The organism is Paenarthrobacter sp. FR1, from assembly GCF_051106045.1.
GTDB classification, from domain to species: domain Bacteria; phylum Actinomycetota; class Actinomycetes; order Actinomycetales; family Micrococcaceae; genus Arthrobacter; species Arthrobacter nitroguajacolicus_A.
In genome coordinates this window covers 527,409-544,542 of record NZ_JBPFSF010000001.1, presented here as the reverse complement: position 1 = coordinate 544,542, position 17,134 = coordinate 527,409, and the positions used below count along the sequence as shown (strand labels likewise).

Annotated in this window: 20 protein-coding genes; 8 read left to right on the top strand and 12 right to left on the bottom strand. The window is 60.5% G+C overall.

Going from position 1 to position 17,134, the window contains the following annotated elements:
* Window positions 1–31 precede the first annotated feature (31 nt).
* From ACR30Z_RS02520 to ACR30Z_RS02510, 3 genes are read right to left on the bottom strand one after another with little or no spacing between them, the layout of a single operon-like run.
* Window positions 32–1,378, bottom strand: coding sequence for an ABC transporter substrate-binding protein (locus tag ACR30Z_RS02520; RefSeq protein WP_434371129.1), 1,347 nt, complete (start codon window positions 1,376–1,378; stop codon window positions 32–34).
* A 52-nt stretch (window positions 1,379–1,430) separates the two neighbouring features.
* Window positions 1,431–2,339 carry a carbohydrate ABC transporter permease gene (locus tag ACR30Z_RS02515; protein ID WP_434371128.1) on the bottom strand — a complete coding sequence of 303 codons (909 nt, stop codon included), beginning with the start codon at window positions 2,337–2,339 and terminating at the stop codon, window positions 1,431–1,433.
* On the bottom strand, window positions 2,336–3,331 hold the full coding sequence (locus ACR30Z_RS02510) for a carbohydrate ABC transporter permease (RefSeq protein ID WP_434371127.1): 996 nt from the start codon (window positions 3,329–3,331) through the stop codon (window positions 2,336–2,338). Before ACR30Z_RS02510 ends, ACR30Z_RS02515 begins: the two co-directional genes overlap by 4 nt.
* Before the next feature lie 321 nt (window positions 3,332–3,652).
* On the opposite strand from ACR30Z_RS02510, the gene ACR30Z_RS02505 reads away from it, so the two are divergent.
* From ACR30Z_RS02505 to ACR30Z_RS02470, 8 genes are all read left to right on the top strand, one after another.
* Window positions 3,653–4,606, top strand: a complete 954-nt coding sequence (locus tag ACR30Z_RS02505) for a P1 family peptidase (protein ID WP_434371126.1) — start codon at window positions 3,653–3,655, stop codon at window positions 4,604–4,606.
* A 194-nt stretch (window positions 4,607–4,800) separates the two neighbouring features.
* Window positions 4,801–5,022: a translation initiation factor IF-1 gene (gene infA / locus ACR30Z_RS02500; RefSeq protein ID WP_011775571.1), complete on the top strand. Its 222-nt coding sequence runs from the start codon at window positions 4,801–4,803 to the stop codon at window positions 5,020–5,022.
* Window positions 5,023–5,094: 72 nt separating this feature from the next.
* Window positions 5,095–5,208 (top strand): 50S ribosomal protein L36, encoded by a 114-nt coding sequence (gene rpmJ / locus ACR30Z_RS02495; protein WP_011775570.1) that lies wholly within the window; start codon window positions 5,095–5,097, stop codon window positions 5,206–5,208.
* Window positions 5,209–5,404: 196 nt separating this feature from the next.
* Window positions 5,405–5,782: a 30S ribosomal protein S13 gene (rpsM, locus tag ACR30Z_RS02490; protein WP_011775569.1), complete on the top strand. Its 378-nt coding sequence runs from the start codon at window positions 5,405–5,407 to the stop codon at window positions 5,780–5,782.
* 51 nt (window positions 5,783–5,833) lie between these two features.
* The gene (rpsK, locus tag ACR30Z_RS02485) at window positions 5,834–6,235 is read left to right on the top strand and encodes a 30S ribosomal protein S11 (RefSeq protein WP_014922380.1); all 402 of its coding nucleotides are present in this window, start codon (window positions 5,834–5,836) and stop codon (window positions 6,233–6,235) included.
* A 149-nt stretch (window positions 6,236–6,384) separates the two neighbouring features.
* Window positions 6,385–7,395: a DNA-directed RNA polymerase subunit alpha gene (locus ACR30Z_RS02480; RefSeq protein ID WP_011775567.1), complete on the top strand. Its 1,011-nt coding sequence runs from the start codon at window positions 6,385–6,387 to the stop codon at window positions 7,393–7,395.
* 66 nt (window positions 7,396–7,461) lie between these two features.
* Window positions 7,462–8,022 (top strand): 50S ribosomal protein L17, encoded by a 561-nt coding sequence (gene rplQ / locus ACR30Z_RS02475; RefSeq protein ID WP_434371125.1) that lies wholly within the window; start codon window positions 7,462–7,464, stop codon window positions 8,020–8,022.
* Between the two features lie 32 nt (window positions 8,023–8,054).
* Window positions 8,055–8,945 (top strand): tRNA pseudouridine synthase A, encoded by an 891-nt coding sequence (locus ACR30Z_RS02470; RefSeq protein WP_244296497.1) that lies wholly within the window; start codon window positions 8,055–8,057, stop codon window positions 8,943–8,945.
* A gap of 119 nt (window positions 8,946–9,064) precedes the next feature.
* On the opposite strand, the gene ACR30Z_RS02465 is transcribed toward ACR30Z_RS02470, so the two are convergent.
* The 9 genes from ACR30Z_RS02465 to ACR30Z_RS02425 form a co-directional block, all read right to left on the bottom strand.
* Window positions 9,065–9,943, bottom strand: coding sequence for a type II secretion system F family protein (locus tag ACR30Z_RS02465; RefSeq protein ID WP_434371124.1), 879 nt, complete (start codon window positions 9,941–9,943; stop codon window positions 9,065–9,067).
* A gap of 12 nt (window positions 9,944–9,955) precedes the next feature.
* A complete protein-coding gene (locus ACR30Z_RS02460; RefSeq protein WP_144648584.1) occupies window positions 9,956–10,897 on the bottom strand; it encodes a type II secretion system F family protein in 942 nt (313 codons plus the stop codon).
* Between the two features lie 2 nt (window positions 10,898–10,899).
* Window positions 10,900–12,219 (bottom strand): CpaF family protein, encoded by a 1,320-nt coding sequence (locus ACR30Z_RS02455; protein ID WP_144648726.1) that lies wholly within the window; start codon window positions 12,217–12,219, stop codon window positions 10,900–10,902.
* A gap of 122 nt (window positions 12,220–12,341) precedes the next feature.
* Window positions 12,342–13,541: an AAA family ATPase gene (locus ACR30Z_RS02450; protein ID WP_144648583.1), complete on the bottom strand. Its 1,200-nt coding sequence runs from the start codon at window positions 13,539–13,541 to the stop codon at window positions 12,342–12,344.
* Window positions 13,538–14,305: a Flp pilus assembly protein CpaB gene (cpaB, locus tag ACR30Z_RS02445; RefSeq protein WP_144648582.1), complete on the bottom strand. Its 768-nt coding sequence runs from the start codon at window positions 14,303–14,305 to the stop codon at window positions 13,538–13,540. Before cpaB ends, ACR30Z_RS02450 begins: the two co-directional genes overlap by 4 nt.
* Window positions 14,306–14,356: 51 nt before the next feature.
* Window positions 14,357–15,403, bottom strand: a complete 1,047-nt coding sequence (locus ACR30Z_RS02440; RefSeq protein WP_144648581.1) for a TadE/TadG family type IV pilus assembly protein — start codon at window positions 15,401–15,403, stop codon at window positions 14,357–14,359.
* Window positions 15,391–15,792, bottom strand: a complete 402-nt coding sequence (locus tag ACR30Z_RS02435) for a TadE/TadG family type IV pilus assembly protein (protein ID WP_144648580.1) — start codon at window positions 15,790–15,792, stop codon at window positions 15,391–15,393. The genes ACR30Z_RS02440 and ACR30Z_RS02435 overlap by 13 nt, the downstream gene beginning before the upstream one ends.
* Window positions 15,793–15,903: 111 nt before the next feature.
* Window positions 15,904–16,098: a Flp family type IVb pilin gene (locus tag ACR30Z_RS02430; protein ID WP_026539837.1), complete on the bottom strand. Its 195-nt coding sequence runs from the start codon at window positions 16,096–16,098 to the stop codon at window positions 15,904–15,906.
* Window positions 16,099–16,418: 320 nt separating this feature from the next.
* Window positions 16,419–17,063: a prepilin peptidase gene (locus ACR30Z_RS02425; protein ID WP_434371123.1), complete on the bottom strand. Its 645-nt coding sequence runs from the start codon at window positions 17,061–17,063 to the stop codon at window positions 16,419–16,421.
* Between the last annotated feature and the right edge of the window lie 71 nt (window positions 17,064–17,134).

Genomic DNA, 17,134 nt, shown 5'->3' with positions numbered 1-17,134 from the left:
GCAGCCCGGCTTTTCCGGCGTTCAAAGGAAGTTATGCCTTCAGCTTGGGCTTGACGTCCTTGGTGTAGATGCCTTCGAGCGTCTTCTTCAGCTCGGTCATGGTTGCCTGGACATCGCCTTGCTGGGTGAGGATCTTGGCTGCCGACTTGGCCATTTCCTGATCAGCCCCAGGGAGGAACACGCGTGCGTTGTCCTGGACCTTGGTGGCCGCAAGCTGGTCCATGGCGGTCTTGATCTGCGGTGTCGCTGCGAGGACGGCGGACATGTCAGCCGAGAGCCGGGTAGGCATGTAACCCGTTGCTGCGGAGAATGCGGCAGTGTTCTCCGGCTCAGTCATGAACTTGAGGAACGTCGCGGCTGCCAACTGCTCTTCCTTGCTGATGCCGCTGGGGATGCCCAGGCCCGCACCGCCGGTGGGGCACACGCCGGTGGGTGCCTCTGGCCCGCCCGGGAGGAAGCCGACGCCCACGTTGAACTTGGCCGCCTTCAGGACACCCAGCAGGGATCCGGTGGAGGAAATGGTGGACGAGGTGATGCCGGCGGCAAAGTCGTCAGCGGCTTCCTTGGACGAGACGCCGGCCCAGCCGTCCTTGTAGATGGAATCCTGGGCCCACTGCAGCGCAGCAACGGACTCTTTGGAATCGCAGGTGATGTCCCAGTCCTTGGACCAGCTGCCGCCCCAGCCCCAGAGGTTGTTCTGCAGGGTCCAGCCGGCGTAGCCAGCCAAGGCGGGGTAGATGTAGGCGTATTGGGCGCCTGAGGTGGCCTTGAGCTTGGGTGCCCATTCCGCGAATTCCTGCCACGTGGCCGGTGCACGGTCAGGAAGCCCGGCAGCCTTGAAGTGGTCCTTGTTGTAGTAGAACAGCGGCGTGGAGCGCCCATAGGGGAGTGCCCACTGCTTGTCGTCGTACTTGTAGTCGTCCACCAAGGACCTCTGGAAGTCGTCGATCTTGATGTCCAGCTGTTTCACCAATCCATCGATGGGAATGATGCTGCCGTTGGAAAAGTAGCGGAACCACCAGACGTCGGACAGGACCACCAGGCCCGGAAGTCCTGTCTTGGCCGCCTGGGACGTTTGGAACTTCTGGGCGATTTCCTCGTAGTTGGCACCAGCCGTCACCAGATTGACCTTGATGTCCGGGAACTTGGCGTGGAACTTGTCGATGATCGCCTTCTCCACGTCCTGGGACTTGCCTGGGTGGTTGGTCCAGAAGTCGATGGAGGCGGCCGGTTTGACGCCGGCGAAATCGATCGTTGCGGCGTCAACGGCGTCCGCGGTGCCTGCCGTCGACGGTCCACCGCATGCGGCGAGGGCCGCAGCCCCGGCTCCGAGGCCTGCAAGTCCCAGGAAATGTCGGCGATCAAGGTTGGTGCGCATGGTGCTTCCTCTCAATTACTTACTTCGATGCGAATAGTGCGGTTGGAGAAAATCAGCCGGTGACACTGCCCTGGGTCAGCCCGGCAACGATGTAGCGCTGGAGCGCGGCGAACACCAGCAGGATGGGGACGATCACCAGCACTGCGCCCGCCATGAGGATTCCCCAGCCGGCCCCGTTGCCTTCGGAGTTTTGAAGCAGTGTCAGGCCCACGGGGAGCGTCATGGTTTCGGGGCGGTCAGTGATGATGAGCGGCCAGATGTAGTCGTTCCATTCGCTGACCACGGTCACCAGGGCCACTGTCGCGATCGACGGAACGGACACAGGGACGATGATTTGCCACAGTCGCCGCCAATGGCCGGCGCCATCGATCTCCGCAGCTTCAAGGATGGACGGCGGCAGGGTCAGGAAATGCTGCCGCAGCAGGAACGTGCCGAATGCCGTGCCAAGACCGGGGAGGATGATCCCCCACAGGGTGTTCTTGCCGCCCATCCCGGCGATGAGGATGTAGTTGGGCAGGATGGACACTTGGGCCGGAACCATGAGGGCCACGAGGATCAGCACGAAAATCACGTTCTTGAACGGGAAGCGCACGAACACCAGGGCATAGGCAGTGAGAATGGCGAGGATCACCTTGATGGTGGAACCCACCACCGTGACGATCAGGCTGTTGGCAAAGAACTGCGCGAACGGGACGGTGGTCATCGCAATGGCATAGTTCTCCAGGTTCAGCGACTCGGGCAGGACCCTCAAGTCCATGGTGACGATCTCGCCCGGTTGCTTGAAGGAGCTCAACAGCATCCACAACAGAGGGAGGAAAACCACCAGCGTGGCGATGATCAAGGGGAAGTAGCCGGTGACGACAGTCTGGAGCAGGTTCGCCCTTGAAAGCGGGCGGGGCCGCTCCTGCGGTGCGGCCTCCTGAGAGGAAGTACCGACGGCGGCTGGTGACGGCGCGCTCATGAGTAGTGGACCTTTCGCTCTACGAACCGCAGTTGGAGGACCGTGATAACCAGCAGGACCGCAAAGAGGATCACCGAGATCGCGGCAGAATAGCCGGCCCTGTTGTAGGCGCCGAAGGCCTGCAGATACGCCTCATAGATGAGGGTGCTGGTGCCGTTGCCCAGTGGAGTCATAATGCGGATGAGGTCGAACGCCTGCAGCGAACTGAGCATGGTGGTGATCAGCAGGAAAAAGGTGGTGGGGGAGAGCAGCGGAAGGGAGATGTGGAAGAACCGTCGAACACCGTTGGCTCCGTCCAGTGCTGCCGCTTCCATGACGTCGCGGGGGAGGGACTGGAGGCCTGCAAGGTACACCACGGCGCAATAGCCCAGGTTCTTCCAGACGTACACGATGATGACCATCACCAAGGAGAGTTGGGGGTCATTGATCCACTGCGGGCTCTGCTGCCCCAGGCCCCGGAGGATCCAGGCGAGCACACCGTAGCCGGGGTCGAAGATGAACAGCCACACCAACCCGACACCGACGCCCGAAAGCACGTAGGGTGCGAATACCGCGGACCTGGCGAAGGTGGTGCCCCGAACCTTTGAGTTCAAGGCGAGGGCAACCAACAATCCGAGGACCATCGACCCGCCAACTGTGATCAGCGTAAAGATCCCTGTAGTCCCAAGGACCTTGGCCGCATCCTCGCTGGTGAAGAACGTGACGTAGTTCTGCAGGCCCACCACCGTGGCCGAGGCCGAACCCAGCGTCCAATCCAACGTGGAGTAGTAGATGTTGTTGATCAGCGGCCAGTACGTGAAAGTGCCGATCAGCACAAGGTTGGGTAGGGCCATGGCCAGGAAGACCAGAAAGTCCTTCCGGCTGCGGCCGGACCAGCGCGGTCTTTCGGGGGTTGGCTTGGTTGCAGGTGCAGGTGCAGGTGTAGTTGCAGGTGGCTTGGTGGCCGGCCTGTCAGCAGGCGCGCTGCTGTTGTGAATCAAGGGGGCAGTCATGGGTCACTCGGTTTCGGGCGAATGCGGGGCGCCAGCTCCCGGACCGGGGCGGCGAAGACAGGCCTAGCTCACCACACCGAATGTCGCTGTTCGGGCCAAAATGGCGCACCGTAGCGATAGTTGGCTTACACTTCCGAACCCGTTTACTCAGCGTTACTCGCGTGTTTGTATTTGAGGCTCGACTCCCACTTTGCGCGGGGCGGTTGTCGCAGCCAATTGGCTGCCACCCTCTGCGCGCTCGGTCGTGCCCCCCTGGACGCGCGCTGCCGGGTGCCAGCCGATTTGCTGAGTGAGCTGTCTCCGCAGGTGGAGAATGGAGCCATGAATTCGATCACCGATGTTCCTGGCATACGGGTTGGGCATGTGCAGAAGACGGGGGCGGGGTGGTTGTCCGGCGTGACAGTGGTACTTCCTCCTGTGGGGACTGTTGGGTCCGTTGATGTTCGCGGGGGAGGTCCGGGGACGCACGAGACCGATGCCCTGGACCCGACCACCCTTGTGTCCACCGTGGATGCTGTGGTCCTGACGGGGGGCAGTGCTTTTGGGTTGTCATCGGCTACGGGTGCCCAGGTCTGGTGCGAGGAACAGGGGCGGGGGTTTGCGGTCCCCGGGACCGTGGTGCCGATTGTTCCGGCCGCGGCCATCTTCGACCTCGGGCGTGGCGGCGACGTCACAGCGCGTCCCGGCGCGGACATGGGTTACCAAGCAGCTGCTGCCGCTTTCGCGTCCGGTGACCATGCCGCCGTCGAACGTGGAAACGTGGGCGCAGGCACCGGCGCTGTTGTTGCGCGCGGGCAGTTCAAAGGCGGGATCGGCAGTTCCTCGATCACCCTCGACGGCGGTGTGATCGTAGGTGCCATTGCCGTGGTGAATGCGCTGGGGGCGCCAGTCTTTGGGGCGGCGGGGCCGCAACCTGCAGGCGAACCGTCCACGAGCACGCCGCAAGGGCTGAACACGACGCTGGTGGTCATTGCCACGAACGCCATCCTGGACGTTGCCGAGTGCAAGCGGACGGCAAGTGCTGGGCATGCGGGGTTGGCCCGGGCTTTGGATCCGTCCCATACGCTCGCGGACGGCGATACCGTCTTCGCCCTGGCGACTGGCGCCGTCGCGCTTGACCGCAGTAGCGAGCAAGCACGGCAAGTGTCCTTGATTACGCTCCAAAGCGCTGCGGCGGAGGCCGTTCGACTGGCCATACTGAACGGGGTGGAAACGGCCGAGGGGGTCGCCACCCCCGCCGGTGAGTTCCCGGCTTTCCGGCAGCCGGGGGAGTGACGGAGGCGGACGCTTGCGCTACCACGGACGGATTTAACTTTCCGGCCCGATTGGCGTAGAGTTATTTGTTGGTTGTCTGTGCAGCCACGCCCTTTTTAGTGTCGTGGTTCAAGAGAGCCAAGCAAACAAAAAACGTCCGCTGGATCTTCGGTGCCTAACTGGAGGACGGCGGCAAACAACAGTTAGCGGAGGATATGGCCAAGAAGGACGGGGTCATTGAGATCGAGGGCGTTGTGACTGAGGCGCTGCCCAATGCGATGTTTCGTGTTGAGCTCACCAACAAGCACGTCGTTCTCGCACACATCTCTGGGAAGATGCGTCAGCACTACATCAGGATTCTCCCAGAGGACCGCGTAGTGGTGGAGCTGAGCCCATACGACCTCACACGTGGTCGTATCGTCTACCGCTACAAGTAAATTGCTGGGCGGCCAGGCAACAGTGCCTAAGCCGCTCCAGCAGATCAACTGCAAAACACGCAAAGGAACGCCATGAAGGTCAAGCCGAGCGTCAAGCAGATCTGCGACAAGTGCAAAGTGATCCGCCGTAACGGCCGGGTCATGGTGATCTGCGAGAACCCGCGCCACAAGCAGCGCCAGGGCTAATTCCCCTTCAGGGAATCAGCGCCCGCAAGGGCAAACCTGGGTTGCTAGCCCACGCAAGTAAATAAAGGCAGCACAAGCTGTGCCAGGACTGCATTACAGAGCCTGGTCAGCGAACCCCCGGTCGGAGGCTGGGGCCACACGGAACGTGTGGGTGTACTGCCTACGACCTCCGGTTTATTCAAGGAGTACCGCCACTATGGCTCGTCTCGCTGGCGTAGACATTCCCCGCGAAAAGCGGTTGGAAATTGCGCTTACTTACATCTACGGCGTGGGCAAGACCCGTGCACACGAAACCCTGGCTGCCACCGGCATCAGCGCTGACGTTCGCGTCAAGGACCTGACTGACGCCGAGCTGGTCCAGCTGCGTGACTACATTGAAGGCAACTACAAGGTTGAGGGTGACCTTCGCCGCGAGGTAGCCGCTGACATCCGCCGCAAGGTTGAGATCGGAAGCTACGAAGGCCTGCGCCACCGCAAGGGCCTGCCCGTACGCGGACAGCGTACGAAGACCAACGCTCGTACCCGCAAGGGCCCGAAGCGCACCGTCGCCGGCAAGAAGAAGGCCGGACGTTAATCCCTCGGGATTGATCCGGTTTTCCCCCGATAACTTTCTGTAGGAGAAACAATGCCCCCGAAGACTCGTGGAGCGGTTCGTAAGCCGCGTCGCAAGGATAAGAAGAATATTGCGCTTGGCCAGGCGCACATCAAGAGCACCTTTAACAACACCATCGTGTCCATCACGGACCCGAACGGTGCTGTCATCTCATGGGCTTCCGCCGGTGAGGTTGGCTTCAAGGGCTCCCGTAAGTCCACCCCGTTCGCTGCCCAGATGGCTGCCGAAGCTGCTGCAAAGCGCGCTCAGGAGCACGGTCTGCGCAAGGTTGACGTATTCGTCAAGGGCCCGGGATCCGGACGCGAAACCGCAATCCGTTCGCTTCAGGCCGCTGGCCTCGAGGTTGGCTCCATCCAGGATGTCACCCCCAGCGCCCACAACGGTTGCCGCCCGCCGAAGCGCCGCCGCGTCTAATTAGGTCTTCCCTGCCTGACTGGCCGGGCCTGCTGTGGATGGTTTCGACCGTTCACAAGCATGGCCCGGCTGGTCAGGCTGGAAACCGAAGCCGATTTCCACCACCTGTGTTGCGTCATATAGCGGATGCTCGCCGAAAGGAAACCTAAGTGCTCATTGCACAGCGCCCCACCCTGTCTGAAGAAGTTGTATCCGAGAACCGCTCCCGTTTCATCATTGAACCGCTGGAGCCGGGCTTCGGTTACACCCTCGGAAACTCCCTCCGCCGTACCCTGCTCTCCTCCATCCCCGGTGCCGCTGTAACCAGCATCCGGATCGATGGCGTGCTGCACGAGTTCACCACGGTTCCGGGTGTCAAGGAAGATGTCACCGAGATCATCCTGAACATCAAGAACCTTTCGGTTTCCTCCGAGCACGATGAGCCGGTTGTTGCGTACCTGCGCAAGCAGGGCCCCGGAGTCGTCACCGCCGCGGACATCGCTCCGCCGGCCGGCGTCGAATTCCACAACCCGGATCTGCACATTGCCACTCTGAACTCGAAGGGCAAGTTCGAACTCGAACTGACCATCGAGCGCGGCCGTGGCTACGTTTCGGCAGCTCAGAACAAGTCCGGCGACTCCGAGATTGGCCGTATTCCGGTTGACTCGATCTACTCGCCGGTCATGAAGGTAACTTTCCGCGTGGAAGCTACCCGTGTTGAGCAGCGCACCGACTTCGACAAGCTCATTGTCGACGTCGAGACCAAGCAGGCTATCGCCCCGCGCGATGCTGTTGCTTCTGCAGGCACCACCTTGGTGGAACTGTTCGGTCTGGCTCGTGAGCTGAACACCGCAGCTGAAGGTATCGAGATTGGCCCGTCGCCGACGGACGCTGCCCTGGCAGCTGACATGGCTCTGCCGATCGAGGATCTGGACCTCACCGTCCGTTCCTACAACTGCCTCAAGCGTGAGGGCATCCACACCGTGGGTGAACTCGTTGCCCGCTCCGAGGCTGACCTGATGGACATTCGTAACTTCGGTGCGAAGTCCATTGACGAGGTCAAGGCAAAGCTCGTGGAACTGGGTCTGTCCCTCAAGGACTCCCCTCCCGGTTTCGATCTCGCAGCACGCGCCGCAGCCATCGAAGAGGACGACGCCGCGTTCAGCGACGACGAGCTCTAAACAGCAGATCTTGGCCGCCGGGTCCAGCAATGGACCTGACCGGCTTACATAACAGGAGAAATAACTATGCCTACCCCCACTAAGGGTCCGCGCCTCGGAGGCGGCCCGGCTCACGAGCGCCTGATGCTCGCGAACCTGGCAGCTGCTCTGTTTGAGCACAAGCGCATCACCACCACGGTTACCAAGGCCAAGCGCCTCAAGCCGTACGCAGAGCGTCTGGTCACCTTCGCCAAGCGTGGCGACCTCGCTTCCCGCCGCCGCGTTCTCGGCCTGATCAGCGACAAGGGCGTTGTCCACGAGCTGTTCACCGACATCGCCGGCGCCGTTGCCAACCGCGATGGTGGCTACACCCGCATCACCAAGATCGGCAACCGCAAGGGCGACAACGCTCCCATGGCTGTCATCGAGCTCGTCCTCGAGCCGGTTTCCCCGAAGCAGGCCGTTGTTGCTGAAGCAACAGCAGCTGCTGCCAAGGCTGCTCCGGCTGCCGAGGAAGAGGTCGTTGAGACCGAAGCCGTAGAAACCGAAGCTGCTGAGACTGAAGAGGCTCCTGCCGCTGAAGCCGACGCTGCTGACACTGTAGTTGCTGAAACCGAAGAGGCTCCGGCCGCTGAGGACAAGAAGTAATTCACTGAATTCTTCACAGTAGACTTAAGTCTATGAACGAACGAAAACCCGCTGCCCCCGTTATGGGGGGCGGCGGGTTTTTGCGTGTCCGGCTTGATCTTTCGTACGATGGCGGTCCCTTCAGCGGGTGGGCCCTTCAGCCTGGCCTTCTGACAGTGCAAGGAGCACTCGAAGAGGCATTGGCGCTCCTCCTGCAGCGACCCGTCCGCGTGACGGTTGCCGGCCGGACGGACGCAGGCGTCCACGCCCGCGGGCAGGTAGTCCACGTGGATCTGACCGACGATGAGTGGCTGTCGCTGCCACGCGGGCACGAACTCGATCCCGGCGTCGCGCTTTTGCGGCGCCTCCGCGGCGCCCTGAGCCGCATCCTCGGCGACCTCACCGGTGCCGTGGAAGTGCACGACGCCGGTCTGGCGCCCGAAGGATTCGACGCCCGGTTCTCGGCGTTGTGGCGCAGGTACAGCTACCGGATTGCCGACGGCCCGGAACGCTGGGACCCGGTCCTGCGGGGAATCACCTTGTGGCATAAGGCCCCTTTGGATGTTGCGCTCATGAACGAGGGTGCGGTGGCGCTCTTGGGTTTGCAGGATTTCCGTTCCTATTGCAAACCACGTGAAGGTGCCACCACCATTCGCGAGTTGCAGAAGTTTTCATTTGATCGTGGAGCCGATGGTGTCATCGTCGCTACGGTGCAGGCTGATGCTTTCTGCCACAACATGGTGCGTTCCCTTGTGGGTTCTGCACTGCGAGTGGGGGAGGGCCTGGAGACTCCCGGCTGGCTGCACTCGCGTCTGTTGGAGCGCCGACGCGATGCCAAGTCGGTGCTGGCGGCGCCCCATCCGTTGGTGCTGGAGGAAGTTGCCTACCCGTCGGACAGCGAACTGCTGGCACGGGCTGAACTGACGCGGGCCCGGCGCGAATAGTCCCTGGTCGCCCGGACATTGGAGGACCCCCTCCCGGCTCTGGGTACCGGAAGGGGGCCGTTGTGGCACTCCGTGGTCTGGGATCCACGAAGTGCCGGTCTGTTTCCCGCAAGACAGGGTCAGCTGAATGCCTCCATGATTCTGATACCGGCGGGGCCAAGGAGGATGATGAAGAGTACCGGGAAGATACAGAACAGCAACGGGAAAAGAACCTTCACCGGCAACTTCATGGCTTTCTCTTCTGCATTCTGACGTCGCTTGACCCGAGCTTGCTTTGCCTGCGCACGCAGCACGTTCGCGATGCCGATCCCATACTTGTCTGCTTGAATGACCGCAAGAACGAAGCTCCGGACGTCCGTCACAGTAGAACGCTCAGCCAACGCCTCGTAGGCTTCCTGCCTGGGTCTTCCTACCTGGATGTCCTGGAGGGTCCTCATGAGTTCATGTGCCAGCGGACCAGTCCCTTGAGCGGATGCCCGTTCCATGGCCGACTCGAAACCAAGCCCCGCTTCAACCGAAATCAACATCTGGTCGAGGGTATTGGGGAACTCCATCTTCATGGCTTCCTGTCGTTTGGCGCCTTGGTTGTAAACCAACAGGTCGGGAATGAAGTAAAGAAACAGCGTCAGGAAGAGACCAAGCCCAACAACCGTAGCGCTGGGGTTGGCGACGAAGAGCAGGACGCTGAAAAGGGCGCCACCGGCCGCCAACATCGGCTTGATCGCAATGAGCTTAGTGAGCGGCATGGACTTTGGGCGCCCCGCAAGTGCCAGCCAATGGTCAAGTTTGGCTTCGTAACTTCCTGGCGTGAGTTTCCGTGCGACACCAAGCAGCAGGGGAGGACGCTGGATGCTAACTCCGGCACCCTGTGCGAAGCCCGACCCGAGGTTGGTGTGAATGGCCACTATGCCCTTGCGGTCGATGGTGGCCAAGGACCAGACGAAGTAGGCGAGCGGAAGGACAATCGCGGCGATGATCAGCCACACATGGGTAGTCATGTCACTTACCTCCTAGAACTTGATCTTTACGGTGCGGTTCATCCAGAAGCCCCCCACGACGAAGAGCACACAGCTCAAGACCGTCAAGGCGATTCCGATGGGATGGTGGACGAAAACCCGTAGATACCCCGGGTTGATGACACCAAGTACCGCGCCGACTCCAACAGGTAATGCCATCAGGATGACGGCAGACATTCTGCCTTCAGCACTCAAGGATCGGACGTGGCCCTTGATCTCACTGCGCTCGCGGATAGTGCCCGCCACCTGTTCCAGAACTTCTGCCAGGTCTCCACCGACTTCGCGGTTGATTTGTATGGCCTGGCCGATCCAGCGAAAGTCCTCGCTGTCCATGCGGGCTGCGCAATCTTCTATTGCTTGGCGGGCGTCCTTGCCAATCCTCACTTCATTGACGATCCGGGCCAGCTCTTCCGATGTAGGAGCTTGGGACTCCTGGGCTGCGGCCTCAAGCGACCGCATGATGCTGTGACCGACACGAAGCCCGCCGATCAGCATCTGGATGGTATCGGTCAATTGGGTTTCAAATTTGGATCGACGTTTTTCGGTTCGGTAGACCAGAACCAGTTTTGCCGCAAAGGGCGTTGTTATGGCCGCCATTATGCCGATCAGGGGATTGGTCAGCAGCGCCCCGAGGATGCCCAGCACCACGGTGGCGATGGCTACCAGAACGGTGAAGTCAGCGGGAGACTGCTTTACCCCTGCGTTGTATAAAACCTCCCTGTTGTAAGGTCCTCCCGAACGGCCAAGGGCAGTGTCAACCACGTGGACGGCGGACTGGGATACACGCCCCAACGCGGACTCATCCGGAGTGAAGCCCAGACGGCGGCGCTCCAGGGGAATGCTTCCGTTGCGGGGCTTCATCACCACGACGACGAGAATCAGGAGGGCGGCAGCACATGTACCGATCGCGGAAAAGAACAGGACTGGGGTGTCCACGTTTACCGCCTCCCGCTGGTGACTGGTGCGGCTCCGAAGACGGAAGGTGGAACATTGATCCCCAGTTCCGTGAAGCGGTCCAGGAAGCGTGGGCGAATGCCTGTAGGCAGGGCCTTGCCCAGGAAGCGGCCCTCGGAATCGAGTCCAGCCGCGTAGTCGAAGAGAAACGCATCCTGTAGGGTCACGACCTCTCCCTCCATCCCTTGTACTTCGGTGACGTGCGTGATTCGCCGGCTTCCATCGCGTAATCGCGTGACTTGGACGATCAAGTCGACGGCCGAAGATACTTGCTCGCGGACTGCTCGGAGCGGTAGGTCCATGCCTGCCATCAGGACAAGCGTTTCCAGTCGTGCAATGGCATCGCGAGGAGAGTTCGCGTGAACCGTCGACAACGAACCGTCGTGCCCTGTGTTCATGGCCTGGAGCATGTCGAGTGACTCTCCACCACGTACTTCCCCGACAATGATCCGATCGGGCCGCATACGCAGTGAGTTCCGCACCAGGTCTCGAATGGTGACGGCGCCCTTACCCTCGATGTTGGGCGGGCGACTCTCCAACCTGACCACATGGCGCTGCTGCAGCTGGAGTTCCACAGCGTCTTCGATAGTGACGATCCGGTCGGATTCCGGGATGAAGGACGACAACACGTTCAAGAGCGTCGTCTTGCCGGTTCCCGTTCCTCCCGAAACGATGACGTTCAACCTGGCCCGCACGCAGGCACTGAGCAGTTCAGCCATTTCAAGGCTCATCGATCCCCATTCGATGAGATTTCGAACCGTCAGGGGAACATGACTGAATTTCCTGATGGTGAGCGAGGGACCATTCACGGCCAGCGGAGGAATGATGGCATTGACACGGGAACCGTCCTCCAGCCGGGCATCCACAAGTGGCGAGGACTCATCAATGCGACGCCCGACCTTGGAAACAATCCGCTCAATGACTTTTCTGAGGTGGGCATCCGAACTGAACTGCAGATCCGTGAACGCCAAGTGTCCATGCCGTTCGACGTAAATCTGGTCGAAGCGGTTCACCATGACTTCCGTGACGGATGGGTCCTCCAATAACCGTTGCAGGGGACCGAACCCCATCACTTCGTCCGAAATCTCGCGAATCAGCCGACGCCGCTCTTCGGGAGTGAGCGGCACTTGTTCTTCGTCAATGACAGCTGACAGTTCTTCAACGGCGAAGGAACGCAAATCCTCCTCGGAAGACGATGTGTCCCCGATTCTGCTGCCCATGCGTTCAAAGAGTGCCGAAGCAGCCCGTTGTTTCAAGCCGGCAAGAGCATCCACTGCTGGCACGGAAAGGGTTCCGCCCAACATCGGCCCGCTGGCGGGTGGCATGATTTGAGCGTTCTGCACGTCCTCGTCCTGACCTCCGTCGTCGGAAGCCAGGGCATCGGCGATAACATCCGGGTTCTTCTTCGAGAGCCGTTCCGAGAGTTTCATGACACCACCACCCTTCGGTGAAGTTTGCCTTGGGGGACTGTTTCCAGCCGCGGATCGAAGCGTTCGACGAGTTTTTTCAGCCCCTTTGCGGCCGAGTCCCGAGAGGTCCCTTGGAGAACTGGCACCCCACGGTTGGTCGAATACGGGAGATTCCGTGATCGTGGAATCACGGTGTCGATCGGCACTCCAATGGTCGCTTCCACGTCCTGGACGGAGATTCCGCTCTTCCTGTCCGCGAAGTTCAGCACAGTGTGTCGGCCCTGCGGCAGGAGTTGGAGTTCCCTCAAAACACTGAAGCACTTCCGTAAGCCGCGGATGCTGGGTACATCCATTCCACATACCCAAACACCATCCGTCGCAAGCTCCAACGTTGCGAGGCAATGCTCGCCCAAGCCCGGGGCAGTATCCACCACGACGTACTTGAACTCTGTGGCAAGTTGGTTGATCAGCCTTGTGACGTGATCCGCCGTGATGTAATCCGACTCAGACGGCTTCTTGGGTGCGCAGAGCGCGTAGATGCCCGACGGGTGCACAGTGAGGAACGCTTTGAGGACCATGGAGTCCTGTGAAGCTGAGCCATGAACAGCCTCAGTGATGGAATGCTCCGGTTCAAGCAGCAGGCCGGAAGCAACATCTCCGAATTGGAGATCCAGGTCCACAATCACAACACTCATAGGGGCAACGGCACCCAGCCCGACGGCAAGGTTCGTCGCGACAGTAGTCTTGCCCACGCCACCTTTGGGCGACATGACAGCTATGACTCTGCCCCTTTCCTGACCGGACTCGGAAACCGACTGCATTCCACGGCGCCTGCTGGCTGCGGCCAAACAGGCCCTTTCCAGGAGGACACGTAGCTCGTTGACGTCGATCTCAGGCGTCACGACGTCTCGAATGCCGGCGTGCATGGCGCGGAGGATGATGTCCGGGCTGGGTTCCGATACCAGCAGGAGGCTGATTTCCGGGTATTGGAGGTCGAAGACCGTAGCCAGTTTCAGGGCGTCGTCCGGGTTTACGCCCGGCCCCAGGATCATGACTTCCGGCGGTGCCCCGGTCAGTTGCTTGAAAACGTCATCTGTTCCGCCCTTCAATACCTCGGGGGACAGAGTTTGCAGGTCGCCATGCAGCGCCCCGGTGACGGCTTGACGCACACGGCCTTCGAAGTCCCGGACTGCCGTGATTGCTACGAAGCGGCTCATTGGACCAGCCCTCCAAAGTTGGTGGTGGGCGGCTCGGTCTTCACGGTCTTGTCGGTCTGCTTGGAGAGCCAGAGCGTGCCAAACTCAGCGCCAAAGACCATCTTTGCTGCGTTCGCGTCGCTGAGGGCGACGGTGACGTAGGCGGAACCATTCGGCAGTGCTACGCCCTTGTCCGCTCCGGCCGACTTCTCGGCATCGGGTGCTGCCTGTTGGACTGCTGTCACCAAGACGTCGTGATACAGCAGTTCCGTGAAATCTTTCCACCCGGTCATACCGGCCGGAAGGTTGGCTCCTGCCGGCACGGCCTCATCCAACTTGAACGATGCGAAAACTGTGACAGTGTCTCCGGCTTCAATTCTTCCACCGAGGATTCTCTCAGGGGCAAGGACAAAGGTAGCTTCCTGCAGGCCGTCCGGCACTGGTACGGTCCCAGGCGCCAGTTCCTTGGGATCCACGAGCTTGACGCCCAGCAATTGCTCGCCGGGCTGAAGGTCGGCCGACGTGACCTTTCCCCTCTGATCATTGAGTGCCTTGATGGTGCCGGGCGCTACCGCAGTCTGCGGAAGGGTTTCCACCCGAACCTTTGAATCCAGCTCTTCGGCTTTGGTACCAGCCGGAACACGTTCCTTGACGACCAGGACGTTGACGGGATCGAGCCCTTGCTGCGCACGTTTGTCTGCTCCCTGTACGTAGGTGACCAGTAGAACGGTGCCAATGACTGCCAAGAGCAGTGCTGCAATGCCTCCCAGTAGGCGTGTTTTCACTTTTAACTCCTTTCGAGTTTTTGGTGATGCTTTTGTTGAAACTGTGCGCAGCTAATCGGTCAGTGTGACTACGGATGCGCCGTAGTTGGGGACAGTGCCGCCTATCTGCGAGCCCTCTTCGAGAGATACGAAGCGGGAGAAGTACCCCTGAAGTCCCCGGCAGTTTCCACTGCAGTTAGGGGCAAGAGGATCGAGCACCGCCCCTGATCCGCTGAACTTGTAGCCGGTGACCTGAAAGGCGGCGAAGCCGATCAGCGTGTACTTTGCATTGCTTCCGTTTCCGGTTGCAGTCTTGAAAAGTGGTATGAGCGCGGGCTCGTCCATGATGGTGGAAAGTACAGCGTCACAAGCGGCCGCGTTGGGGAAATGATTGCCGGTTTGCCCGTTAACAGTCGCGTTGACAGAGACGTTGGTGGAGCAACCTGCGTTGGTGACGAGCCATCCAAAACCACCGGGCTGGTAGCCGTTTTGTGCAGCGCAACCTGGCATCGTGGGGGCGTTCTCGTCGTAGCGAAGCAGGATGTGGGTGGGAGTTGGATCGCCCGAGAAGTTGCCTGTGGAGTTGAGCGATGCCAGTTGAGTCGGTGAGAGGTACTTTTTGAAAACGCACTCACTCACCGTCCAAGGCAACGTTGTCGCAGCGTTTGGCGCCCCCCATTTTGCTTCTGCGGCGGCATCCACAGTTGCTGTGTCCATGCCCAGAACCCGGGCGAAGTACAGGGAGAAGCTGTTCGCCCCTGAGCCGTCATCGCGTGCATTCGTCACAACACGGACGGTGGTGGACGCCGGAAACGACACTGCGGATCCGCTGGAACCATCGTTGGCGTTGCTGTTGGCGAAGCTGTTTGCCGTGGCAGTGCTGTCTCCGCAATTCCCGTTGGCGCAATCGGTTGCGATGGCCAGGGCGGCGGCATCGGCGCCGTTCTGCAGTTGGGCTTTCTCCGCGTACAAGGCGCCGACATCAATGGCCAGGGCCGCGAAGCCCAATAGGACAACCATCAGCCCTGCGACCACTATGGTTGCTGCCCCTCGTTCGTTTGACGGATTGCCATCCAGGGAGGTCCGGCTCTTGTCCCGGATTTGCCTTAGCCGCCGCATCTCATCACCCCAACCCCTGTCATGTTGAGCGGGAAGATGCCCGGTGCTCCGAAGAAGCCGGCGTCCAGGAATCCTGACATCGAAGGCAGCGAAACGCTGGTTGTCACTTCGACATTGGCGCCCGGGGCGCAACTGGAAGCGTTGTCGCTGACACTTACACCCAGGCCATCCAATGAGGGCGCCGTGGACAACGCCGTGCCGGCAACATCCAAACCGCCCTCCTGGTAATGGACTGCTGCATAGCGTGCCCCCTCACGAGCCGCTTGTGTCAGCGATACTTGGACGTTGAGCACCCGGCCAAACTCGATGATTCCGATGAGGATGAGCAGCAGCAGCGGCAATAGGATCGCCATTTCAATGGCAACCGCGCCTCGTTCTTTCCGATCCATGTCGATTCCCCGACTTTCCCAGATAGGGCTGAAAGTGGAACTATTCGGAAAGCAGTTTGGCTCTGGTGGAACTACGCCACCAGAGCCAAACTACGTTTGGGGTGGTACTGCCTAGATGGCGGCGTCCACACGGGTGAAGAGGTTTGCGATCTGCGGACCAAGGAGGGTGACGGCCGCAAGCACCAGCAGGGCGATGAATGCCACCATGATGCCGTATTCAACCATCGTCGCGCCCTTTTCCTCTTTGGTGAAGCGGTCCTTGACGCCGGCGATGTACGAGGTAATGGTGAAAATGAAAGCAGACATTGGAATATCCTTCCCAGAAAATAAATTTCGAAGTTTCGTTATAGGTCCAGCAAATTATCGGAATTTGCTTCGACTCCCGAACTACCCCCATGTTTCCTTTAGCGGTCCGGAATTCGATGAGATAAGAATTCACCCTGGGAGGGCTGGCAAACAATGCGTAGTCGTACTCGAATTGCTGGTGCCGTATCGCGGGGACACTCGTTCCTGGGCAGGGGAGTACTCGGTTTTTGGTGCACGAGGTGAGTTGGGCTACTTGCTTTTGTCAGCAGCCTTAGAAAAAGGCGGAAGGGAACGTGCCTTCGCGCACTCCGCCAGGGGCCTTATTGGAGTACCAGCACCACGCCCATGGCGGCTGCGAACATGGCAGGTCCGTGAGCAGTTTCCACAGGCATTTCCTTGGGTTGGAGCCGTAACATCAGCACCGTCAGCACCCCACCCACCACGAATCCCAAGAGACCGCCGAAGAGTACTTGCTCCCAACCTAAGTACCCCAAGTACAGTCCCAGGGGCGCTGCGAGCTTCACATCGCCCATTCCGAGGCTCCCCGGCGAAATAAGTCCCAGAATCAAGTACCCCGCGAACAGGGTGGCCGCTCCCGCGAGTCCGCGAATCAGCTCTGGCCAGGCTGGCGAGACGACGGCAGCGACACCCAGGAATGCCACCCCGCCGCCCAGCAAGATCAAAACCAGGGGGTTGGGCAGTAAATGCAGCACGAAGTCGATCCGGGACAGTTGCACGCCGAGAAGTGCCAATAAAAGGAACGCCGGCAATTCAGGTGAGAAACCAAAGCGCCACGCCAGCAAGCCGAACAGCAGTGCGGTGACTGCCGCCGTCGTGATCCGGACCTTATGTGCAGGGAGTCCGCCAAGTCGCGGCAGCGTGCGGGCGATCAGGAACTCCGCTGCCGGACCCAACAACAGGCCGGCCAGGGCAGCAAGGAGGGGAAAGGCGACGCCGTAGGTCATGTGCTCTCCCTCTGCGCGGTGCGGGACCCCGAGGGGTGGATACCCCATTTTGACCCGGGCGCCCCGTTGAA

Bases quoted from the DNA above. Each gene is read 5' to 3' on its own strand.
- rpmJ (WP_011775570.1), top strand. From the start codon at position 5,095: ATGAAGGTCAAGCCGAGCGTCAAGCAGATCTGCGACAAGTGCAAAGTG.
- ACR30Z_RS02455 (WP_144648726.1), bottom strand. From the start codon at position 12,219: ATGTTGGGCGGAACCCTTTCCGTGCCAGCAGTGGATGCTCTTGCCGGC.
- rpsK (WP_014922380.1), top strand. From the start codon at position 5,834: ATGCCCCCGAAGACTCGTGGAGCGGTTCGTAAGCCGCGTCGCAAGGAT.
- infA (WP_011775571.1), top strand. From the start codon at position 4,801: ATGGCCAAGAAGGACGGGGTCATTGAGATCGAGGGCGTTGTGACTGAG.
- ACR30Z_RS02440 (WP_144648581.1), bottom strand. From the start codon at position 15,403: ATGCGGCGGCTAAGGCAAATCCGGGACAAGAGCCGGACCTCCCTGGAT.
- ACR30Z_RS02520 (WP_434371129.1), bottom strand. From the start codon at position 1,378: ATGCGCACCAACCTTGATCGCCGACATTTCCTGGGACTTGCAGGCCTC.
- ACR30Z_RS02435 (WP_144648580.1), bottom strand. From the start codon at position 15,792: ATGGATCGGAAAGAACGAGGCGCGGTTGCCATTGAAATGGCGATCCTA.
- ACR30Z_RS02510 (WP_434371127.1), bottom strand. From the start codon at position 3,331: ATGACTGCCCCCTTGATTCACAACAGCAGCGCGCCTGCTGACAGGCCG.
- ACR30Z_RS02465 (WP_434371124.1), bottom strand. From the start codon at position 9,943: ATGACTACCCATGTGTGGCTGATCATCGCCGCGATTGTCCTTCCGCTC.
- ACR30Z_RS02450 (WP_144648583.1), bottom strand. From the start codon at position 13,541: ATGAGCCGCTTCGTAGCAATCACGGCAGTCCGGGACTTCGAAGGCCGT.
- rplQ (WP_434371125.1), top strand. From the start codon at position 7,462: ATGCCTACCCCCACTAAGGGTCCGCGCCTCGGAGGCGGCCCGGCTCAC.
- ACR30Z_RS02505 (WP_434371126.1), top strand. From the start codon at position 3,653: ATGAATTCGATCACCGATGTTCCTGGCATACGGGTTGGGCATGTGCAG.
- ACR30Z_RS02430 (WP_026539837.1), bottom strand. From the start codon at position 16,098: ATGTCTGCTTTCATTTTCACCATTACCTCGTACATCGCCGGCGTCAAG.
- rpsM (WP_011775569.1), top strand. From the start codon at position 5,405: ATGGCTCGTCTCGCTGGCGTAGACATTCCCCGCGAAAAGCGGTTGGAA.
- ACR30Z_RS02515 (WP_434371128.1), bottom strand. From the start codon at position 2,339: ATGAGCGCGCCGTCACCAGCCGCCGTCGGTACTTCCTCTCAGGAGGCC.
- ACR30Z_RS02425 (WP_434371123.1), bottom strand. From the start codon at position 17,063: ATGACCTACGGCGTCGCCTTTCCCCTCCTTGCTGCCCTGGCCGGCCTG.
- ACR30Z_RS02470 (WP_244296497.1), top strand. From the start codon at position 8,055: ATGAACGAACGAAAACCCGCTGCCCCCGTTATGGGGGGCGGCGGGTTT.